General features: G+C 67.2%; 17 protein-coding genes. 13 read left to right on the top strand and 4 right to left on the bottom strand.

The genetic code is table 11. The features are described 5' to 3' along the window. Position 1: 1 nt before the first annotated feature. The 8 genes from BR71_RS22370 to BR71_RS22335 are packed head-to-tail and all read left to right on the top strand — an operon-like array spanning position 2 to position 10,614. Positions 2-1,996, top strand: coding sequence for a GumC family protein (locus tag BR71_RS22370; RefSeq protein WP_019104154.1), 1,995 nt, complete (start codon positions 2-4; stop codon positions 1,994-1,996). Beyond that, entirely contained in the window at positions 1,993-3,177 is a 1,185-nt protein-coding gene (locus BR71_RS22365) for a glycosyltransferase (protein ID WP_043642360.1), read from the top strand. The genes BR71_RS22370 and BR71_RS22365 overlap by 4 nt, the downstream gene beginning before the upstream one ends. After that, positions 3,170-4,501, top strand: a complete 1,332-nt coding sequence (locus tag BR71_RS22360; protein WP_043642357.1) for a cellulase family glycosylhydrolase — start codon at positions 3,170-3,172, stop codon at positions 4,499-4,501. Before BR71_RS22365 ends, BR71_RS22360 begins: the two co-directional genes overlap by 8 nt. Continuing rightward, positions 4,498-5,760 (top strand): glycosyltransferase, encoded by a 1,263-nt coding sequence (locus tag BR71_RS22355; protein WP_208854927.1) that lies wholly within the window; start codon positions 4,498-4,500, stop codon positions 5,758-5,760. Before BR71_RS22360 ends, BR71_RS22355 begins: the two co-directional genes overlap by 4 nt. Beyond that, on the top strand, positions 5,744-6,847 hold the full coding sequence (locus BR71_RS22350) for a glycosyltransferase family 4 protein (RefSeq protein ID WP_043642354.1): 1,104 nt from the start codon (positions 5,744-5,746) through the stop codon (positions 6,845-6,847). Before BR71_RS22355 ends, BR71_RS22350 begins: the two co-directional genes overlap by 17 nt. Then, positions 6,844-8,268: an O-antigen ligase family protein gene (locus BR71_RS22345; protein ID WP_043642352.1), complete on the top strand. Its 1,425-nt coding sequence runs from the start codon at positions 6,844-6,846 to the stop codon at positions 8,266-8,268. Before BR71_RS22350 ends, BR71_RS22345 begins: the two co-directional genes overlap by 4 nt. Further along, positions 8,265-9,128, top strand: a complete 864-nt coding sequence (locus tag BR71_RS22340) for an acyltransferase (RefSeq protein WP_052371021.1) — start codon at positions 8,265-8,267, stop codon at positions 9,126-9,128. The genes BR71_RS22345 and BR71_RS22340 overlap by 4 nt, the downstream gene beginning before the upstream one ends. A gap of 13 nt (positions 9,129-9,141) precedes the next feature. Continuing rightward, positions 9,142-10,614: a lipid II flippase MurJ gene (locus tag BR71_RS22335; RefSeq protein ID WP_081862789.1), complete on the top strand. Its 1,473-nt coding sequence runs from the start codon at positions 9,142-9,144 to the stop codon at positions 10,612-10,614. A gap of 61 nt (positions 10,615-10,675) precedes the next feature. Here the strand turns inward: BR71_RS22335 and BR71_RS22330 are convergent, their stop codons facing one another. Continuing rightward, positions 10,676-11,065: a VOC family protein gene (locus BR71_RS22330; protein ID WP_043642350.1), complete on the bottom strand. Its 390-nt coding sequence runs from the start codon at positions 11,063-11,065 to the stop codon at positions 10,676-10,678. Between the two features lie 21 nt (positions 11,066-11,086). Beyond that, entirely contained in the window at positions 11,087-11,641 is a 555-nt protein-coding gene (locus BR71_RS22325) for a cysteine hydrolase family protein (RefSeq protein ID WP_043642348.1), read from the bottom strand. A 988-nt stretch (positions 11,642-12,629) separates the two neighbouring features. Here BR71_RS22325 and BR71_RS22320 point away from each other — a divergent pair. Further along, on the top strand, positions 12,630-13,079 hold the full coding sequence (locus BR71_RS22320; protein ID WP_043642346.1) for a hypothetical protein: 450 nt from the start codon (positions 12,630-12,632) through the stop codon (positions 13,077-13,079). A gap of 50 nt (positions 13,080-13,129) precedes the next feature. On the opposite strand, the gene BR71_RS22315 is transcribed toward BR71_RS22320, so the two are convergent. Next, positions 13,130-13,846 carry an ArsR/SmtB family transcription factor gene (locus BR71_RS22315; RefSeq protein WP_043642344.1) on the bottom strand — a complete coding sequence of 239 codons (717 nt, stop codon included), beginning with the start codon at positions 13,844-13,846 and terminating at the stop codon, positions 13,130-13,132. Between the two features lie 80 nt (positions 13,847-13,926). Between BR71_RS22315 and BR71_RS23220 the strand changes: the two genes are divergently transcribed. From BR71_RS23220 to BR71_RS22300, 3 genes are read left to right on the top strand one after another with little or no spacing between them, the layout of a single operon-like run. Beyond that, positions 13,927-14,553 carry a DUF6058 family natural product biosynthesis protein gene (locus tag BR71_RS23220; RefSeq protein WP_052371019.1) on the top strand — a complete coding sequence of 209 codons (627 nt, stop codon included), beginning with the start codon at positions 13,927-13,929 and terminating at the stop codon, positions 14,551-14,553. Further along, positions 14,550-15,656, top strand: coding sequence for a cytochrome P450 family protein (locus tag BR71_RS22305; RefSeq protein WP_043642342.1), 1,107 nt, complete (start codon positions 14,550-14,552; stop codon positions 15,654-15,656). Before BR71_RS23220 ends, BR71_RS22305 begins: the two co-directional genes overlap by 4 nt. After that, complete coding sequence (locus BR71_RS22300) at positions 15,653-16,006, top strand: antibiotic biosynthesis monooxygenase family protein (RefSeq protein ID WP_043642340.1); 354 nt, start codon at positions 15,653-15,655, stop codon at positions 16,004-16,006. The genes BR71_RS22305 and BR71_RS22300 overlap by 4 nt, the downstream gene beginning before the upstream one ends. Here the strand turns inward: BR71_RS22300 and BR71_RS22295 are convergent. After that, entirely contained in the window at positions 15,978-16,760 is a 783-nt protein-coding gene (locus BR71_RS22295) for a class I SAM-dependent methyltransferase (RefSeq protein ID WP_043642338.1), read from the bottom strand. The two genes, BR71_RS22300 and BR71_RS22295, sit on opposite strands and share 29 nt — an antisense overlap. 465 nt (positions 16,761-17,225) lie before the next feature. Here BR71_RS22295 and BR71_RS22290 point away from each other — a divergent pair. Next, on the top strand, positions 17,226-21,916 hold a 4,691-nt coding region (locus BR71_RS22290), incomplete at its 3' end, for a DUF4347 domain-containing protein (protein ID WP_244269684.1).

Genomic DNA, 21,916 nt, shown 5'->3' with positions numbered 1-21,916 from the left:
CATGATAGAAATCCGCTCCTTCCGCGATCTGGCCCGCCTGTTCTTCATCTTCCGGCGGGAGTTCAAATGGGCGTTCGCCGCCACCGTGCTGGTGGCGGTGCTGGGCGCTTTCTTGCTGCCGGCCCGCTACGAATCCGAGGCGCGGCTGCTGGTCAAGCCCGGCCGCGACACCAGCACGCTGCCGATCGAATACGCCGACCGTCAGACGCTGGTGGCGCCCAGCACCCAGCGGGACCCCATCGTGGATGAGGAAAAGCTGCTGACCGGCCGTCCCATCATCCACCAGGTCGCCGACTACTACCTGAACGAAATGCGCTCTCCGCCGCCGCAAGGCTGGTGGAAAACCTTCAAGTATCAGGCGAAGCAGGCCGCCGCCACGGTGTTGGACGGGGTGCGCGACGCGCTGGCCCTGATCGGGGTGGTGGAAACGCAGACCCCGCAAGAGCGCCTGGCCGCCAGGCTGGAAAAACAGTTCAGCGTCAGCCATCAGAGCGGCTCCGCGGTGATGGAAATCGCTTTCAGCTGGGACGATCCGGCGGTGGCGCAGCAAGTGCTGGCCAAGTGGCTGTCCTTGTACATCGATGAGCGCAGCCGCGCGCTGGGCCGCAAAAGTCTGTACGCGTTTTACGAAACCGAGAGCGGCAAGCTGGCCGAGCAGATCGCCGGCTACAAGGAACGCATCGGCCAGCAATTGCGCCAGATCGACGGCATCAGTTCCAAGGAGAGGCTGGACAGCCTCACCGACCAGCTCAACAAGCTGGAGGCGGCGCGCAGCGCCGACCAGGCGGACTGGATGGCGGCGCAGGGCGGCATCGCCAATGCCCAGGCCAGCGGCGGCAAGCTGCCGCGTGAAATCACCAAGGAGCGCGAACTGAGCCTGAATCCGGCGCAGCAGGATCTCAAGCTCAAGCTCAACGGCTTGGAGCTGGAGCGGCTGGACAAGCTCAAGACTTATTTGCCGGACGCGCCGCCCATCCGCGAGCTGGACGAAAACATCGCCGCGCTCAAGGCGCTGATCGCGCGTGAAAAAGACACGGTGCAGCGCTCGGAAAACCGCGTGCCCAGCGACCTCGTCAATCTGCTGGAGCGCGGCAAGCTGGAGCGCGGCATGCGCGCCGGCGAGCTAAAGGCCAAGGTGGCGGCTTACGACAAGGCCATCGCCGCGCTGAAGGACGAGCGCGCGCGCATTCTGAGCGTGGAGCCGGAGCTGTCGCGGCTGGAGCGCAATCTGGCGGTGGCGGAAAAGAACTACCTGCTCTACCGCGACAGTCTGGAAAAAGCGCGCATCGACCGTGAGCTGGACAACAGCCGCATCAGCAATATCGCGGTGATCGAGCAAGCCACCTTTAGCCCGGCGCGAGTGTTTCCCAAGAGCCTGGCCATCCTGTTGGCCGCGGTGCCGGCCGGTTTGGCGGTGGGGCTGTTCGTGCTCTACCTGTGCTACCTGCTGGACCAGCGCATTCACGATGGTGGGGGCGTTGAGCGCCGTTTTGGCGTGCCGCTGTGGAGCACGCTGATGGAATTGGAGCCGGGCCAAACCCCGCCTCCGGCGTTCGAAGCCAGTGTCTATCGACTTTACAGCCAACTGCCGGCAGACAAGCTGGCGCGAGACGGCCTGGTGATCGGTCTGGTGTCCTCGCGGCGCGGCGAGGGCGTCAGCTTCATCGCCGGCCAGTTCTTGCGCGTGTTGGCCGAGAGAGGCGTGCCGGCAAGGCTGGCCGCCGGCGACGCGCGCGTCGGCCCCGGCGAAGTGGCGCTGATCGAGGCGCCGGCGCTGCTCGACAATCAACAGGCCTTTGTGCAGTTGAAGCGCGCCGATCTGATCCTGCTGGTGGTGGAGGCGCGCGCCTCCACGGTGCCGGTGGTGGAAAACGCGTTGGCCATCCTCGGCACCGCGTTTGGACAGGTGGACGGCATTGTGCTCAACCGCCGCCGTTTTGAAATCCCCGCCGCCGTGCTGAAACGCGCGGCGCGCTGGAAAGGAGAAGGCCGATGAAGATCGCCCTGTTGGCTCCGCTGCCGTCGGAGCAGAACGGCATTGCCGACTATGCCGACGCCTGGCGGCGGGCTTTGGAAAACGAAGGCGTCAGCGTCGTCTCTCCGCTGGGGGGGCAGCCGCTGGCGAGCAACGCTCTGGAACTGTCCTGGCAGATGCAGAACGTGAATTGGAGCGATTTCGACTTGGTGCACGCGGAGCTGGGAGGCGGGCGCTGCGGCGAGTTCATGGCGCTGGAGTGGCTGGCGCGTCATCAGCCGGAACTGAGGCTGACCGCCACCGTTCATGACCCGGAACGCCTGGTCTGGAGGCCGCCCGGCTTGCCGCGGCGGCTGCCGCGCCCGCTTGGCCAGGCCGCCGCCTTGCTGGCCGCTCCGCTGACGCTGGCGCGAGAGCGGCGGCTGGCCCGGCGCTTGACCCGGCTGGTGACGCTGACGACCATCGGCGCGGAGCGCCTGGCCCGGCGGATGCGGCTGCCGGACGGGCGGGTGTTCCATATCGCGCACGGCAATTGCGAGATCGCCGCTCAGCCGTTGCCGGCCTTGCCGCCGCAAGGGCCGTTGCGGCTGCTGTACTTCGGTTACATCTACCAGGGCAAGGGCATCGAGGATGTGCTGGACGCGCTGGCGCTGCTGCAGGAAGAGCCGGATACCCGCGACCGGGTGAGGCTGACTCTGGCGGGCGGAGTGGCGCCGGACGTCGCCTTCGGCCGCTCCGGCTCTTATCTGGAATCCCTGCGCCAGCAAGCCATCCTGCTGGGGCTGCACCGGGACATGCTGGAATGGCGGCCGGACCTGCCGGCGGCCGAGATTCCCGGCCTGATCCAGGCCAATCACGCCATGGTGCTGCCTTATCGGGAATCGTGGAAGCTGGCCTTGCTGGGCCGGATGTGCGGCGCCAGCGGCGCGCTGTCCTGGGCGGTGGCCTGCGGCCGCGGCGTGGTCTGTTCCGACGCCCGAGCCCTGGCCGAGGAGGCCTCCTTCGGCAACGGCGCGGTGTACGCCCGGGGCGACAGCGCGGCGTTGGCCCGGACCTTGAGCGGGCTGCTGCGTCAGCCGGAGCGCTTGCGTCAGCATAGCGAGCAGGCGCGGAGCTTGGGGCGGGAGCGCGCTTGGCCGCGGGTGGCGACGCAATTTCTGCAATTGTTTCAGACGGCGCTGCGGGAGAGAGCGCATGGCTAGCGCGCGCGGCGGCGCGGCGCGGCGGATGTTGGTTCTGGCGGCGGTTCTGGGTTTGGCCGCGGCTGGCCCGCGCGCGGAAACCACCGAGCTGACAGCCGGCCGGCCGGTGGTGTGGCGCGATTTCCTTGGCGTCAATGCGCATTTCCTGTGGTTCACGCCGCCGCAATACCAGCGCCAGATGCAGCAGCTCAAGTCGCTTGGCCTGAACTGGGTGCGCGTGGACCTGCATTGGGATCGCCACGAGCCCAAGGAAAGCCAGTTTGTGTTTGCGCCGCTGGACCAACTGGTGGACACGCTAAAGGCGCAGAAGCTCAAATCGGTCTTTTACTTGGTGGGGTCGGCGCCCTTCGCCAGCAGCGTGCCGCCGCTGCTTGGTTCCAGCGACCAGTACCCGCCCAAGGACGACAAGGTGTTCGCCAAGCGCATGGCCATGTTGGCGCGGCGCTATCCGACGGTGGATGCCTGGCAGGTGTGGAACGAACCCAATCTGCCCGGCTTTTGGCGGCCGCTGCCCAGCCCGGAAGGGTACGGCCGTTTGTTGCAGGCCAGCGCCGAAGCGCTGCGCGCCGCTGCGCCGGGCAAGCCGGTGGTGATGGCCGGCATGGCTTATTACAGTCAGATGCCGGTGCGCGGCGGGCTGATGCTGGAGGAGCTGGGCAAGAAGGGAAGCCTGAACCTGAAAACCATCGTCGCCTACCATCCGTACAGCCAGCAGCCGGAGGGCGACGATCCTAAAACGCGGGACTTCGTGCTGCGCGCGCAGCAGATCAACGCCCGGCTGCGCCAGGTCAAGGCGCCGGGGATCTGGGCCACCGAATGGGGCTGGTCCAGCTACGCCGGGCCCAAGGAAGAGCAGGACATCATCGGCCGCGACGGCCAGGCGGATTATCTATTGCGCCGGCTGGCGTTGATGAGCGCGCTGGATTACGACCGCGTCTTCCTGTTCGCGTTGTCCGATCTGGACCAGCGCGCCAGCGCGCGCGACCGCGGCTACGGCCTGCTGGATCTCGACGGCAAGCCCAAGCCCGCCTACAAGGCCCTGGCGCGCTTCCTCGCCATTACCGGCCCGCGGCTGGAGCCGGCGGCGCCGCCGCGCTTGGATGCCGCGCCGGATGGTTTGTACAGCATCGCCTGGCGCAAGCCGGACGGCGCGCGCCTGTGGATGTTCTGGAGTGCGAGCGGCGGCGCGGCGCGTTTGCCCGGCATCGCCCGCGCCACGCTGCGTCAGCCGCTGAGCGGAGGCAGCACCGCCTTGAGCGCCGCCGGAGACAGCCTGCGCGTGACGGTGACGCCGCAGCTGCAAATTTTGGAGTGGCGAGAATGAAACCGGGGTCTCTTCACCGTCCACTTTCCCTCGGTTCCACCGGCGCGTGTCCGCCGCTGCGTATCTTGTGGACCCTGCCTTATCTGCCCTGGCCCACCACCAGCGGGGGCAAGCTGCGTCAGTTCCAACTGCTGCGCGCGCTGGCGGCGCGCGGCCATCGCATCACCTTGCTGGTGCAGAGCAAGGAGCCCGCCAGCGACGCCTGCCGCCGCCAGCTGGAAAGCATTGTTGAACGGCTGATCGTGCTGCCGCGCCGTCCGCTGAAACACCCGCTGACGCTGTTGGCCGCCGCGTTGGGCCCGTATCCGTTGCTGGCCAGCGTCAACGGCCTGTCGCCGGACTTGAGCCGGACCTTCGACGGCCTGCTGCGCCAGCCTTGGGACGTGGTGCAAATCGAGCACAGTTACGGCTTGCAGCCCTTTCTGGACGTGTTGGGCCGCCACGGTCAGCCTTTCCTGCTGACCGAGCACAATGTCGAATCCGAGCTGGGCGCGGCCACTTATCAGCACCTGCCGCGCTGGTGCGCGCCCTTTGTGTGGTGGGACCGCTGGCGTTATCGGCGCTGGGCGGCCCTGGCGTTGAACGCCGCCGAGCGCGTCGCCGCCGTCACCTGGGAGGATGCCGCGGTAATGGCTCAGCACAGCGGCCGGCTGGTGGACGTGGTGATCAACGGCGTGGACGCCGACGCCTTCGCCGAAGTCCGCCCGGATTACGCCAGCCAGCGTCTGCTGTTCGTTGGCAATTTCGAATACCCGCCCAACCGCGACGCCGTCGTCTGGCTGGCGGAGGAAGTGATGCCGCGGCTGTGGCGGCGGCTGCCGCGGGCGCGGCTGGCGATATGCGGTTACGCGATGCCGGAAGACTGGGCGCGGCGGTGGCCGGACGAGCGCCTGGAGTGGCTGGGCTTTGTGCCGGAACTCTCGACGCAGCAGCGCCGCGCCGCCGCCTTCATCGCCGGGCTGCGTCAGGGCGGAGGCTCCAAGCTCAAAGTGCTGGAGGCGCTGGCCGCGGGCCTGGCGCTGCTGAGCACGCCGCAGGGCGCGTCCGGGCTGGACCTGCGGCCTGACAGCGATTACCTGAGGGGCGACGACGCCGAGCAGTTGGCCGAGGCCGCCGCCGCGCTGCTGAGCCGGCCGGAGCGCGCCGCCAGCCTGGGCGCGGCCGGGCGGGAATACGTGAGGAGGCGGCACGATTGGGCCATCGCCGCCGACCAGCTGGAAACCTTGTATCGGGAGCTGAGACATGCGCATCGGAATTGATTACCGTCCGGTCACTGCCGCGCCGCGCTCCGGCATCGCGCGGCAAGTGCTGGCGCTGGAAGCCGCGTTGGCGGCGCGGCCGAACGTGGAAGTGCTGCGCTTCACCGCCTGTCCGGCAGACCATCCCCACCGGCGGCTGGCCGAATGCCCGGCGCGGCCCAGTCCTGCGGACGGACTGCACCGCCCGCGCGAGCGTTGGCATTTCGAATGCCGTTTTTTGCCGCGGGCCATCCGCGCCCGTCGGCTGGACCTGTACATCGCCACCGCCAACACCGGCCTGCCGCTCTGGCGCGCGCCCGGCGGCGTGCGCTACGCCATGCTGCTGCACGATGTGTTCCAGCTGACCCTGGACAACTACCACGTCAGCTTGCTGCGCGCGCTGGCTTACCGCGTGATCGACTGGATCGGCACCGCGCGCTCCTTGCAGCGCGCCGACGCGATATGGACACCGTCGCAATTCACCGCCGACGCCGCCGCGCGGCTGTTCCCGCGTCAGCGCGCCAAACTGGCGCTGCTGCCCAACGCGGTGCCGCAGCCGGCCGCGCCGGCCGCGGCGCTGCCTGCCTCGCTGCCGGCGCGCTACTGGCTGGCGGTGGGCGCGCGCGAACCGCGCAAGAACATGCCCTGGTTTGTTGAGCAATGGAGGAAGGCGCGTCAGCGCCAGCCGGACCTGCCGGCATTGGCGTTGGTGGCGCGGCCGGAAGACCTGCCGGCGGAACTGCGGCGGCTGGAGGGGCTGATCTGGCTCAGCGATCTGGACGACGGCATGTTGAGCGCGGTGTACGCGGCGGCGGAACGGCTGTGGCAACCGTCCTACGCGGAAGGCTTCGGCCTGCCGGTGATAGAGGCGCTGGCGCAAGGCACGCCGGTGGCGGTGGCCACAGGCTCGGCGCTGGACGAAGTCGCGCCGCCGCAAGCGGCGCGCTTCGCCCCCAACGACGCCAGCGGGCTGCAAGCCCTGATGCACCGGCTGGCCGCGGCCGGGCCGGACGGCGACGCCGACGCCAACCGCGCCTGGGCGCGACGCTACGATATGGATGCCTATCGCCGCCGCGTGGATCAGCTATTGGACCGGCTGCTGGTATGACGCCGCTGAACCGCGCGCTCGCCCTGGTCTGCGGGCTATTGTTCGGCGGCTTGCTGGCCTTCAGCCCGGCCGCCGCCGCGCTGGCGCTGGCCGCCGCCTGCGCCGGAGTCGCCGTGCTGCGCGCGCCGCTGCTGGGTCTGGTTTTGTTCGGCTTCGCCGCCACCCTGACGCCCTATTCCACGGTGCAACTGGGCGTGCGCGTCACCGTATCCGAGGCGCTGCTGGGCCTGGCCTGGCTGGGCGCGCTGCCGCGCTTGGCCGTCGGCGTCCTGCAATGGCCGAGCGGCCGCGTCGAGCGGCGCTTGTTGTGGCTGATGGCCTTCAGCCTGCTGCCGTTTTTGGCGGGACAGCTGATGGTGCAGGCCGACGGCAACGGCCCGGTCAACTGGGCGCGCTGGCTGCTTAATCTGTCCGCCTTGTTCCTGGCCCCGCTGTTGCTGCCGGACGAGCGCAGCCGCGACCGTCTGATCGTGATGTTGCTGTTGGGCACGCTGGCCATGCTGCTGCTGTCCATCGGCTACTTTCTCAAGGACCGCGACGCCAACAGCTTCATCCCGGTGCTGGAGAAACTGCGCTACGCCCACCCGGAAGCGGTGCGCGACATCTTCTCCGCCAACTACACCCGCATGGCCTCGCCCTGGGTGCACCCCAACCTCACCGGCGGCGCGTTGGCGCTTTTCCTGCCGCTGGCTTTCTTTTACGGTTTGACGCAGCGCGGCTGGCGGCGCTTGCTGGGCCTGACGGTGGCGCTGTTGGGCGCGGCCGGCCTGTTGTTCAGTATTTCGCGCGGGGCCATCGTCAGCCTGGCGCTGGTCTTGCTTTGGCTGAGCTGGCGGCGCGCGCCGCACGCCGGTCGCATCATCGGCTTGGCCGCGGCGCTGGGCCTGGCCTTGGTCCTGTTTTACCCGCCCTTGCAACAGCGTCTGGCCACGACCTTTTCCGCCAGCAACGCCAGCACCGAGGTGCGCATGGACGAATACCGCCGCTTCCCCGACGCGGTGCGCACTTACCCGTTGGGTCTGGGCTTCAAGGTGGATCCGCCGCCGCCTGACAGCGGCCTGCTGGGCATCTCCAATCTTTGGCTCAACTTCGTCTACAAGCTGGGCGCGCCCGGCATGTTGCTGTTCGTCGCCGTCACCGTGGCTTGGTGGCGCGAGGCGCGGCCGCGCGGCCCCTTGTCCGCGCTGGACCCGGAGCGCGCCATCTGGCTCGGCACCCTGTCCGGCTTGCTGGCTGCGCTGCTCACCGGTCTGTTTGACCACTATTACAGCTTCACCATGGTGCTGATCGGCCTGTTCTGGCTGCTGATGGGCGTCAATCTGCAAGCGGCGCGCCGGCTGGCCGGCCGCGGCGACACGCTGTTGACCCTCTCTGCGCCGGCAGGTTCCGCGCCAATCGATCTGAAAGCGAAACCGCGATGAACCCGACCGACCTTCCCCCCGCGCCGCCGGCGCTGACGCTACGCCACCGTATTTACCACAGCAGCGCGCTGCGCGAGCGCCTGGACGGCTACGCCGCGCGCCTTGGCGTTCCGGCCGCGGAATTGGCCGTCGCCTACGACTGGATGCTGGCCAATAATGTGGTCTTCGAAGAGGGCGACGCCGCGGAGCCGCGCGTCTCCATCGTTTCCGTGAATATGGAAAGCCGCATCCCGCATCCGTTGGCGAGCCGCTTCTACGCGCTGCTGCGCGACGAAGTGCCCACCCAACTGGTGCCGCGTTACGGCCTCAACTGGCCCACTTTCAAGGATCGTTGGCTGCGCGCCTGGGAGCAGTGCTACAACATCCTGATCAACAAACTGCCGTCTCATCATCTGCGCTTGGCCTGGCTGCGCCTGGGCGGCGCGCGCATCGGCAAGGGCTCCAGCGTGTGGCGCAACACCGAGGTGCTGGGGGTCAACAATCTGGTGATAGGCGCGGACAGCTGCGTGGCCTGGCATTGCCTGCTGGACGCCCGCGCCGGGCTGATCATCGGCGATCATGTCGCCATTGCCTCCTACGCCAAAATCATCGCCGGCAGCCACGACCTGAGCGCGCCGGAATTCTGGTCTGTGTCTGCGCCGATGTACATCGACGATTACGCCTGGATCGCCACCGGAGCGCTGATCGGCCACGGCGCGCGCATCGGCCGCGGCGCCGTGGTCACCGCCAATACCGTGGTGGGCAAGGAAGTGGCCCCGTACAAGATCGTCGGCGGCAGCGGCGCCAAGCCCATGGGCGAGCGGCCGCGCGATCTCAACTACAAGGTGGGCGGCAAAGGGCTGTTCACCCTGTTCCACTAATGACACTGAGCCCATGTTCGGTCCCGCCGCCTTATTGACCCTGGCCACGCTGGCCGGCCTGTTGGCCGGTTTCGCCCGCGAGTGGCTGCTGGTGGCCGCCTGGGGGGCCGGCGGGCGCAGCGACGCCTTTCTGGTGGCGATGTTCCTGCCGGAAGCCTTGCGCACTCTGCTGGCCGGCGGTTTGCTGTCCGCCGCGCTGCTGCCCTTGTGGCAAGCGCAGACGCCGGCGCGGCGCGGCGCCTGGCTGGCTGGTCAACTGCGCCACTGGCTGGGCGTTGGCCTGGGCCTGGCCGCGTTGTTGAGCCTGGCCGCGCCATGGCTGACGCGGGCGCTGGCGCCCGGCGTCGACGTCGCTCACGCGGCGCAGGCCGCCGCCGCGCTGCGTTGGCTGGCCTGGCTGGCGCCTGGCCTGTTGGTCCAGGCGGCGCTGGCGGCGCCGCTGCAAGCCCAGGGCCGTTTCCTGCTGGCCGGGTTGGGGTCGCTGCTGTTCAATCTGCCGGCGGTGTCATACCTGTATTGGGCCGGACCGGCCGCGGAGGCGGCCACGCTGGCGCAATGCTTTCTTGTCGGCAGCCTGCTGATGGCGGCGGCGCTGCTGCCCGGCAACTGGCGGCTGGGTTGGCGGCCCTGGCTGCGAGCCGGCCGCGGCGAAGCCGGCCAGGCCTGGCGGCAGCTGTGGCCCTTGCTGGCCAGCGGCGCCGCCAGCCAGGGCCTGGGCTTGCTGGAGCGGGTGGCTGCTTCGTTGTTGGGGGAGGGGACGATTACCCTGCTCAACCTGGCGCGCAAGCTGATCAATCTGCCGCTGATCGCGCTGATGAGTTTGAACCAGGTGCTGTTGAGCAAGATGAGCGGAGCGCTGGGCGCGGACCGGCTGCGGTTGCTGGATAGCGGCCTGGCCGCCTGCACTCTGTTGACCCTGCCGGCGGCGGCCGGTTTGATCGGCGCCGCGCCGGCGCTGGTGGCCTTGTTGCTGCCGGCCGGGCTGGCGGCGAGCAGCCTGCCGCTGCTGCTGGCGCTGTACGCGCCGGGCATTGTGTTCGGCGCCTGGAACGCGCTGTTGGCGCGCTATTGCTACGCCGGCGGCGATACCCGCGGGCCGATGCTGCTGGAACTGGCGGGCAGCGCGTTGAGCGCGGCGCTGCTGCTGACGCTGCCGCGCTGGCTGGGCTTGCCCGGCCTGGCGCTGGCCGCCTTGGCGGGAGTATGGCTGACCGGCGGCCTGCTCGCCGCCCGCTTGGGTCAGGGCCTGTTGCCAAGGCTGGTCCGCCAGGGCCTGACGGCGTCCGTACCGCTGGCCGCCGCCGGCCTGCTGTTGTTTCCGCTGCGCGGCTTCGGCCCGTGGCCGCAACTGACGTTGGCCGCCGTGGCCGGCGCTGTGTTGTTGCTGGTTCTGGGCTGGCGCTTTAGAGCCGGCTCAAAGTCTCGCGAGCAAGAGCGAGGCAAGGCGAAAACGGCTGAGGAAGCGGAATCTACAAGAAGTACATGAGCATTCCGAAGACGTTTTCAACGCCGTATCGCCGAAGCGCGGCAGACCTTGAACAGGTTCTTTAGGAAATGGGCGAGCACAACTCCAACAGCAAGCCATCCGGACAACGCAGATGGGACACGGTCTGGCCCCAGGGCTTGAGCGACGGCGCTTGCAGTTCAACGCCGCCGTGGCGCAAGGCCTGGGCGTGCGCGGCGGCCACGTCGTCGGTGACCAGCGCGATTTCCATGCCCAGCGGCAGCGGCGAGGCGTCCGCCGCCACATAGCCTTCCGGCAGATTCATCCGGCCCAGCGGGTGGGCGGCGAACGCCAGAGTGGTGGCGCCGGTGTCCAGTTCGCCGTAATCGCCGGATTCGTGCAGGAAGCGGCGCTTCAGGCCGAAGGCGTTTTCAAAGAAGGCCAGCGAGGCGGCGACGTCGGAGACGTAGAGAATGGTGTAACCGAATTGCATGGTTGAGCTCCTGATCAGGGTTTATTGCAGTTGCCGCAGAATGTCGGCGCATTCAACGACGCGAGCGTACTCGCCGTCCAGATTGGCCAGCGCCATGGCGTGCACTTCATCTGCGCTGCGGGGTGTGCCGGCGTAGTCCACTTTGTCGAAGGCGAAGCAGGCGTCCGCGGCCACCAGGGTGCGGAAGCCGAGGTTGCCGGCGCTGCGGGCGGTGGCTTCCACCGAGTTGTTGGTGCTGACGCCGACAATGAGCAGTTGTTCGATGCCGCGCACGCGCAGCCAGCGTTCCAGGCCGCTGTGTGCGAAGGCGTCCGGCACGTTCTTTTCCATGACGTGTTCGCTCGCCAGCGGGGTCAGCGCCGGCTGGAATTCGACGCCGGGCTGGCCGGGCCAGAACGGTGAGCCGGGGGTGCGGGAAATGTGGCGCACGTGAACCAGCGGCGCGCCGGCCTGGCGCCAGGCGTTCAGCAGTTGGGCGATATTGGCTTCGGCCTGGGGGTTGTTGCGCGGGCCGGCTTCGGGGCGGCTCATGCCTTGTTGCATGTCGATGATGATGAGGGCGGGGGCGGTGTGCATGGCGGGAATGCCGGGGTCATGGCGGGGGTTTAGTGTAGCAGGGGAGGCGGGGGTGTGCCGATGGCTTGGGATTGGTTTTGTGGAGGGGCTTACGGTCTTTAGATAGCTTTGTGCTTGGAGAGAGTTGTTTTGTTGAATCCGCTGCGCGGATGATATTTTTGATTGCCGGGGCTGCCCGGCGGGCAGGAAGGGGAATTTGCGCGGCCAAATTCCCCTTCACCCCAAAGGCCGCCCTGCAAGCCTGGCCTACGGCTTCCCGCCGGTTCCCGTCAGGCCCGAGGCGCGGCTGAACTCGCAGCGCGCTAACGTCGCGCTGCTCGAACAAGCAGCCGCTTAAGACCTCGGGCCTGCCACCCGTCGGCAGGCTTGAAGGGACCTGGGGCGCGTCGGATACATGCTTTCTTTATAGGGAGCTAGGCTTATCCACAGACAAGAGCAATGGGGCCAAGTTACCCACAGAAATGCCCCACTTTGCTAAACGACCCCTCTTATTCAAAAAAGACCACTTTGTGTAGCGCCCAAGTGTCCCCTCGGGGCGCGCTCCGGGTTTCGCGTCCTGGGGGACGAGCGGGGATGGAAGGGGGCGGCGGCCCGCCCCCTCCCCGTTCGCCGCGCGGAAAGCGGCACCTAAATCAATATCCGCGTAGCGGATTCAAAACCAGATCACCTAACCAAATAAACCACGCTCAATCAAAGCAACCACCCCACCTTGACCCCAACCGCCCCCTCGGCAACAATCCCCCCGTTGTCGCCAAAACAAGCGGCACACGGGATTGGCGTCCCGTTATGAATCCCAACTAACAGGCCTACGCACCACTGCGTAGGCTGCTTTACCATGGCCGCGCCATTTGGCAGGCGCATGGTGGGAGAGTGCCATGCACTCACCGGTCTGGGATTCATCCGGTACGCCAATCCTGCCACGCGCCTGCCTAATACCTCAGCTTCTCTCGGCAGGTGGTTTATCTTGTGTCACAGCAGGAGAAACACCATGCATCACGCTCAAAACTTCCCCCGTCGCCGCCGCTACAAACTGCACTCGCTGGAGCAGCAGGAAGCCTTGCTTCCCTTTGTTCGTTTCTGCCCCGGCCGCACCTATGCGCATTACTGGCAAATGCCCACGCCCCGTAAGGATTCCCCCGCCGACAGCGCCTACGGCCGCGAATGTGCGGCGCATTTGCTGCAATGGATGAAGGACAACCGCGAATACGTTGGTAAGGGCCTGCTCAGCCGTGTGGCGCGCGACATCGATTTTGACGACCGCGATGGTCGCGGCCAGTGGATGGGTTTCTTCTACTATCTGGAAATCATGATGCTGTTGGGTGCCGACCGGGTCAGGGTCTACCGCCATGTCGATAGCCAACATCAGTTCTATCTGGCGCTGGGACAACGGCTCAAGCTGGAGGCGCGTTTCCGTCGCATCCGCCTGCGCAATCGCTGACCTCCGCCGCGTGGGTATCGCCGTCCGGCGATACCCACCTTATATCCCCCTCACTCCCCCCGCAGCTGCTCGCTGCGCACTCCGCATTCCTGCTTCAAGAAGGCGTAACCGGCCGGCGTGATCCGCAAGGCGCGGCTGTCGTTGCGGCGCTCGGTCAGGCCGCGCAGCAAAAAGGCCTGGCACAGGGCCGCGCCCAGGCTGCCGGCGATGTGGTCGCGGCGTTCGCTCCAGTCCAGGCAGGCCCGCGCCAGCGGCCGGCGCGGGCGGGCGATGCCGTCCAGTTGAATGTCCAGCCGCGCCGCCAGCCAGTCCGAGCCGGCCGGCGTCACCGCGAACTCGCGTTCATCCCGCCGTTGCAGCAGTTGCTGCTGTTGCAGGAAGTCGGCGACGACGATGCCCAGCCGGCCAGCAAGGTGGTCGTAGCAGCTGCGCGCCAGGCGGATGTCGGCGTTGCCCTTGGGGCGCACCGCGGCGTGGTGGCCGGCGGCGGCGGACAAGGCTTCCAGCGCATGGGCGATGGCGGGGCTGGCCAGCCCGTAATAGCGGTGGCGGCCGCGCTGTTCCACCCGCACCGCCTGGCCGTGCAGCAGCTTGGCCAGATGGTTGCTGGCCGCTTGCGGCGACAGGCCGGCGGCCTGGGCCAGGTCGCTGGCCGGGTAGAGGCGGCCGTCTTGCAACAGTAGCAGCATCAGCGCGCGGCCGGGATCGGCCAGCAGGCTGGCCAGGCGGCTGATGTCGGGTATACGGTCGTGCGGGGTTGCAAGCATGGTTCATCCTTGGCTGAAACTTTGGCGGACGCCGCCGGCTACGATAAACCCATCGTCAAGTTGGAACAAGGAGAGCGGGAGTGGAGGATTTGCTGGACTATTTGCGCCGTCATTTTCTGGCGGAACCGGAGCTGTTGGCGCGCAGCGGCATGAGCCTGGACACTTTGCGCGGCTGGCAGCGGGCCGGCGCGGCGCCGTGGCCGTCGTATCGGCTGACGCTGGCCGGGGAGGCGGCGTCCTGCATGGGCTCGGCGGCCTTGAGCGCGGAGTCGGCCTGGTATCCGCGAGGCATGCTGTGTTGGTTGGGTCAGGCGCTGGCCTTGGACGGCGAGCCGGAGCGTTTGCGCACCGGCTTTGAGAGCGCGTGGCGCGAGGGGCTGGCGGCGTTGGAGCTGCCTCCTGCCGAGGCGGAGCCGGACTTGGCGGCCGTGTGGCGGGATTTCCTGGCCGGAAGCTACGGGGTGTGCACCCGCGCCGGCTTGCCGGGGGAGGTCGCGCAGAAGGAGGCGCTGGTGTCGCTGATCGACGCGTTGACGGATCGTCAACGCCGGCCCGGGTTGGCGCCGGCCGAACGTGAGCGCCTGGCGTGGGCGGTGGATTTGCTGGACGAGGTAGCGGCGCCGTTTGCGCCGCATGAGCGAGCGGGTAGCTCGCGCGCGCGCTGCGTGGAGCTGACGCGGCGGCGGTATCTGGGAGCGGCGGCGTGAGCGCCTGGCCCTCGGACCCGCTGGCGGCGGTGGTCCACGCCCATCCCTATCCCTATTACCGGGATCTGGCGCAGCGACAGCCATTGTATTTTGATGCTGGCCTGGGGTTGTGGGTGGCCGCCGGCCACGCGGCGGTACAGGCGGCGCTGGCTTCAGCGACATGCCGGGTGCGGCCGGTGGAACAGCCCGCGCCGTCGCAACTGGGCGACGGCGGCGTGGCGCGGACTTTCTGTCTGTGGGCGCGGATGAGCGAGGCGCCGCGCCATCCGGTCTTGAAGGCGGCCTTGAACCGGGCCTTGGCGACGGTGGCGGGCGCGGAGGCCGGAGGTCTGGCGGAAAGTCTGGCGCGAGACTGGCTGGCGCGCGAACCATTGAATGGAGGCTTGCTGGACCGGATGGCGCAGGGTTTGCCGGTGCTGACACTGGCGAGTTTGCTGGGGCTGCCGATGGAGGACGCGCCGGGTGTGGTCGCGGAGGTGGCGGCCTTGGCGCGGGCGTTGGCGGCGGATGCCGACGCCGAGGCGCAGGCGAGCGGGGAACGGGCTTTGGCGGCGTTGCAGGCTCGGGTGGCCAAGGCTTTGCCGCGGTCCGGCGGCGTATTGGCTGCGCTGCGACGCGAGTGGACGGCGGAGGAGGCGGCGCTGACGGCGAATGTGATCGGCCTGCTGTTCCAGAGCCTGGACGCCGGCGCCGGCCTGTTCGCCGCCGCGGTCTGGCATCAGGCCCATGGCCGTCCGCTGGCGGCGGGCGTGGCGGCGGATTGGGCCTGGCTGGCCTTGCATGATCCGGTCTTGCACAACACCCGTCGCTTTAGCGCGGGGGAGTGGTCCCACGGCGGGCAGACGGTACCGGCCGGCGCTTCCGTGCTGGTGGTGTTGGCCGCGGCGGCGCTTGACCCGGCAGGGCCGGGCGAAGGCTTGATGTTTGGCGCGGGTAGGCATGCGTGTCCGGGCCAGGCGCTGGCGCTGGAGATTGCCCGCGGCGGCTTGGCCGCCCTGGTGGCGGTGCGGCCGGATTGGAAAACCTTGACGGCGGCGGCGCGTTTTCGCCGGCTGCCCAATGCGCGCGTGCGCATCTACGACGAGGAAGGGAGTGCGGAATGATTGCGGTGATTTTCGAGGTGGAACTGGCCGAGGGCGGCCGGGATGGGTATCTGGGCTGGGCGGAACGCCTGGGGCGGGAGTTGGCGGCGGCGGACGGTTTCCTGTCCATCGAGCGTTTCGCCAGCCTGAACCGGCCGAACAAGATGCTGTCGTTGTCGTTCTGGCGCGATGAAGAAGCGGTGGCGGCCTGGCGGCGGCTGGAGCCGCATCGCGCGGCGCAGCGGCAGGGCCGGGAGGCTTTGTTCGCCGATTACCGGCTGCGGGTGGCGGCGGTGTTGCGGGACTATGGGATGGACGAGCGGGAACAGGTCCCTGATGGCGTTAGCCCAGAGCCGGGTTCAAGGCCTTGATCACGTAAAGATCAAAACGGGTGGACTTGCCGTCCAGCACCGCGGACGGTTTCACGCCTTCGATGGCCGCGCCCAGCCGCGGCCGTTTCACCACCACGCGGTTCTTGGCCGCGGCGATGGCGGCTTGCAACAGCGCGGCGCTGTCCTGGTCGTCGCCTATCACCTGCTGAAAGGCTTGCATGTCCTTTTTGGCGGCCGCGCTTTTCTTGTCGGTATCCGGGAACATCGGGTCGACGAAGACCACATCCGGCCGTTCGGCCTCGCTCAGCGCAGCGAGCCAGGCGATGGAGCTGGCGTGAACCAGTTGCATGCGAGCGGCGATGTCGGCGGTGTCCGGGTGGCCGGCGGCGCGTTCCAGCGCGTCGGCCAGCAGCGCGGCGGCCACCGGCGAGCGCTCCACCAGGGTGACGCGGCAGCCCAGACCGGCCAGCACAAAGCTATCGCGGCCCAGGCCGGCGGTGGCGTCCACCACATAGGGCAGCTCCTTGGCGCCTTTCAGACCGATGGCCTTGGCCACCGGCTGGCCGCGGCCGCCTCCCTGCTCGCGGCGATGTTTGGCCGCGCCTTCGACGAATTCCGCATACACCGCGCCGTGTTTGCCTGTGGTCAGCAGTTCCAGTCGTTCCTCCCCCAGTTCCAGCCAATAGCCTTGTTGCGGTCTTTGCTCCAGCAGCGGCAAAGCAAAACGCTGGCTTAGCAGGCGGGCGGCGTCCAGGCGGCGGGGACAGGCGCAGTAGAGCGGGGTGGCGGGCATGGAGAAATCCTTGGATGGAGCGGACGGCGGACGAACGATACGGGATGGCGCGGGCGAGGGCAAGCCGTGGCATATCGCATATGTTGGACAAATATCGTGTGCGCTACGTATTTGCACTTAGCTTACTTCGCGTGAGGAACAACTATTTTTTAAAGAGGGGCCTTCTTCGTTGAGGTTGACAGCTTTTGTCAGCTTGCAAGCGGCCTGGTTTGTTACGTTATCGCAGTTGTTCTGATTTGAATTTATTTAATTGTCATTTATTTTTGCTTTGATACAGGTTCTAATCCGCTGAGCAGCTTTTTGGATGCAGTCATAGGCGTGGTTCGACCGGTGCTTTAAGCCGAAATGATCGGGGAGAGCGTGATGGGTTGGTGGAAATCAGCGGGGCAATCGCAAGGCAGTCATAAGAAGACACCGGTTCTCAAACGCTCCCGCTTGCTATTGCAGGCCTTGGAGCCCAGGTTGATGTTTGACGGCGCGGCGGCGGCCACGGCCGCCGCCGCCTCGGCGCATGCGGACGCGCCGCACCCCGTGGAGCGACCGGCTCCGGCGGAGACGCCCGCCGCGCCGCGGTCCGCCGCGGTGGAGCGGCTGGCGGAGAAGTTCGCCGCGGCCTTGGCACCGGTTGCGCCGGTCAAACAGGTGGTGTTTGTCGAATCCAATGTCGTCAATTACCAGAGCCTGCTGTCGCAAATGCCGGCCGGCATGGAGGTGGTGGTGTTGGACGCCGGCAAGGACGGCCTGAGCCAGATTGCCGAGTGGGCCAAAACCCATCACGGCTATGCCGCCATTCACATCATTTCCCACGGTCAGAGCGCGGACCTGATGCTGGGCAGTGTGGAGCTGACCACCGCCAAGCTGGACAGCCGCCAGGCGGACCTGAAAACCATAGGTCAATCCTTGCGGCCGGACGGCGATATTCTGCTCTACGGCTGCGATATCGCCGCCGGCAGCAGCGGCGCGGCCTTCGTTAACGCCTTGTCCCGCTATACCCATGCCGATGTGGCCGCGTCCACCGACGCCACCGGCGCGGCAAGGCTGGGCGGCGACTGGACGCTGGAGCGCAACAGCGGCCATATCGACGTGGATGCATTGCATTTCAGTTACGACGCTCTGCTGGCGCGGCCGGTAACCGGCACCACCGATTTCACCACATCGGACGGCAACACCTATAACCCATCCGGCAGCGTGGTGAACGCCAGTCCCTTGCAAGGCTGGGATTTCACATTGCAATTGGGCTCCGTCAATAACGGCGGCCAGACGATCATTGTCGAAAAAATAGGCTCGGTGACCACGGAAACGGTGGACGGCTATAGCGACGGCAACATCCCCATCTCCTATTTCAGCGTCAAGTCCAACGACAACAGCCGCTTTACCTTGAATTCCATCGGCGTGGTGCTGAACGGCTTCGACTCCGGCACTGCCGGCGGCAATCTGCAACTGGTCGGTTATATCAACGGTTCCGCGGTCAGCGGCGCGACGCTGACGCAGAACGTGGGCGACGTGTTGCAAGGCAGCGGCGGGTTGGTGACTTTCAACGTATCCGGCAACAGCGCCTTCCAGGGCATTGATTCCTTCCGGGTACTGGCGGCCAACGGTCACAATGTGACCGGCATGATAGGCATTGGAGCCATCAACGCCATCAATTTCGGTTTTGCGCCGGCGCTGACCGCCAGCGGCGGCTCCAGTGCTTACAGCAGCGGCACCGGCACCGCTGTGACGGTGGACAGCGGCATCACGCTGTCCGATTCCGACAGCACCACCCAGGCCAGCGCCACGGTGTCCATTACCGGCAACTTCCACAGCGGCGAGGATGTGCTGGCCTTCACCAACAATGGCAGCACCATGGGCAACATCACGGCCAGTTATAACGCCGGCACCGGGGTGCTGACGCTGACCTCCAGCGGCGCGACGGCCACCCTGGCCCAATGGCAGGCCGCTTTGCGCGCGGTGACCTATTCCGACAGTTCTCTGTCGCCCAACACCAGTTCCCGCACCATCAGCTTCGCCATCAACGACGGCGCGATCAACAGCAGCTCGGTGACCAAGACGGTGACGGTGGCGGCGGACGCCGCGCCGGTGATAGGCAACCTCAACGGCGACAATCCCACTTTCACCGAGAAAGGCGGCGCGGTGAAACTGGATACCGGCACCGCGGTCACGGTGACGGATAGCGACACGCCCAACTTCAACAGCGGCAATCTGACCGTGCACATTTCCGCCAACGGACAAAGCGGCCAGGATGTGCTGGGCATCGACACCAGCGGCACGGTGACCTTGTCCAGCGGCACCAGCGTGGGCAGCGTGGTGACGGTGGGCGGGGTGAGCATAGGGGTGATCGCCAGCAATGGCGATGGTGTCGGCGGTCACGACCTGATCGTCACCTTCAACAGCAATGCCACCCCGTCGCGAGTGGCCACGCTGGTGGCGGCGCTGACTTACAACAACACCAGCAACGACCCCAACACCGCCACCCGCACAGTCAACGTCAGCGTCAACGACGGCCGTGGCGGTACGGGCTCCAGCAATGTGACGGTGGCGGTGGCGGCGGTCAACGACGCGCCTACCACCAGCGCCACGGCGAGCAACCCCACCTTCGCCATGGGCGGCTCCGCGGTGGCGGTGTTCAGCGGCGCCAGCGTTAGCGCGATTGAATCCAGCCAGAGCATCATCCTGCTGACGCTGACCGTGTCCGGCCTGCATGACGGCAGCAGCGAAATCCTATCCATAGACGGCAGCAATGTGGCGCTGACCAACGGTAACTCGGTCACCACCAGCGGCAACGGCCTGAGCGTCACCGTCTCGCTCTCCGGCGGCACCGCTACCGTATCCATCAGCAGCAGCGGCATATCCGGCAGCACCGCGGCCAGCGTGGTCAACGGCATCACCTATCGAGACAGCAACGGCAGCCCCACCGCCGGCAACCGGGTGGTGACGCTGACCAGCGTCAAGGACAACGGCGGCACCAGCAATGGCGGCGTCGACACCACCACGCTGGCGCTGGCTTCTACCGTGAACGTCGCCGTGGTGCCGGTAGTGACCACCAGCGGCGGCAGCGCCGCCTTCACCTCCGGCGACAACACTGCCTCCACCCCGGTGGCGGTAGACAGTGGTCTCACCGTCGCCGACAGCGCCAGCCCCACCCTGGTCAGCGCCACCGTTTCCATCTCCGGCAACTTCCATAGCGGCGAGGACGTGCTGGCTTTCAGTAACGACGGCAGCACCATGGGCAACATCACCGCCAGCTACAACAGCGGCACCGGGGTGCTGACGCTGACGTCCAGCGGGGGCACCGCCACGCTGGCGCAGTGGCAGGCGGCTTTGCGCGCGGTGACCTACACCGACAGCGCGGTCAGTCCCAACACCGCCACTCGCACCATCAGCTTCCAGGTCAACGACGGCAACGCCAGCAGCAGTGCCGTGACGCGCACGGTGACGGTGACCGCCACCGATCAAACCCCGATCGCCACCGCCAGCGGCGGCAGCGCAGCCTTCACCGCCGGGGACAATACGACGTCCACCCCGGTGGCGGTGGACCCAGGTATTACAGTCAGCGATCTGGACAACACCACGCTGGCCAGCGCCACGGTGTCCATCAGCGGCAACTTCCAGAGCGGTCAGGACGTGTTGGCTTTCAGCAACTCCAGCGCCATCACCTTCGGCAACATCACCGCCAGCTACAACAGCGGTACCGGGGTGTTGACGTTGACCTCCAGCGGCGCCACGGCGACGCTGGCGCAATGGCAGGCCGCACTGCGCGCGGTGACCTACACCGACAGCGCTGTGACGCCCAACACCGCCACCCGCACCGTCAGCTTCCAGGTCAACGACGGCAGCAAGAACAGCGTGGCGGTGACTCGCAGCGTGACGGTGGCCGCCACCGATCAAACCCCGATCGCCACCGCGAGCGGCGGCAGCGCGGCCTTCACCGCCGGGGACAATACGACGTCCACGCCGGTGGCGGTGGACACGGGCATTACGGTCAGCGACCTGGACAACACCACGCTGGCCAGCGCCCGAGTGTCCATCACCGGCAACTTCCATAGCGGCGAGGATGTGCTGGCCTTCAACAACAGCAATAGCAGCACCTACGGCAACATCACGGCCAGTTATAACGCCGGCACCGGAGTGCTGACGCTGACGTCCAGCGGCGCCACGGCGACGCTGGCGCAATGGCAGGCCGCACTGCGCGCGGTCACTTACACCGACACTGCGGTGACGCCCAATACCGCCACCCGTACCGTCAGCTTCAGTGTCAACGACGGTAGCAAGGATAGTGCCGCGGTAACACGCACGGTGACGGTGGCGGCGACGGACCAAACGCCGATCGCCACCACCACTGGCAGCGCTGGGGCTTATGTCGTTGGCGGCGGAGCCACGCAGGTGGACGGCGGCCTCACCGTTTCTGATCGGGACAACGCCACGCTGGCCAGCGCCACGGTGGCGATTACCGGCAACTTCCATAGCGGCGAGGACGTGCTGGCCTTCAGCAACACCAGTAGCAGCGCCTTCGGCAATATCACGGCCAGTTATAACGCTGGCACCGGGGTACTGACGCTGACGTCCAGCGGCGCGACGGCCACCTTGGCGCAATGGCAGGCGGCCTTGCGCGCGGTCACTTACAACGACACCGCGGGTTCTCCCAACACCGCCACTCGCACTATCGGTTTCAGCGTTAGCGACGGCATCAAAACCAGCGCGACGGCGAGCCGGGCGATAGCGGTGCAGCTAGTGCCGCCTAGCGTCAGCGGCTTGACCGCCGGCACCGATACCGGCAGCAGCCATAGCGATGGCATCACCAGTAACACCACGCCCACGGTCACCGGTACCGCGATCGCCAACAGCCTCGTCACCATCTATGTCGATGGGGTGCCGATCGACGGGGTCACTGCGGATGGGAGCGGAGCATGGAGCTACAGCTTCGTCTCCAGCCTGACGTCCGGCTCGCACGCTATTACCGCCGTGGTTAGCAGCGGCGGGGTCAGCAGTGGTCAATCCAGCGCCTATAACGTGGTGATCGACACCAGCGCGCCGCCCACGCCGTCCGGTGTGGCGCTGAATAGCGCCACCGATACCGGGTCCAGCCACAGCGACGGCATCACCGGCAACAACCAGCCCACGGTCACCGGCACGGCGGAGGCCAATAGCACGGTGAC

It is taken from the genome of Chromobacterium haemolyticum DSM 19808 (assembly GCF_000711885.1).
Classification (GTDB): Bacteria; Pseudomonadota; Gammaproteobacteria; order Burkholderiales; family Chromobacteriaceae; genus Chromobacterium; species Chromobacterium haemolyticum.
Note: the sequence above shows the minus strand (reverse complement) of the source record. Positions and strands in the feature narration are given on the sequence as shown.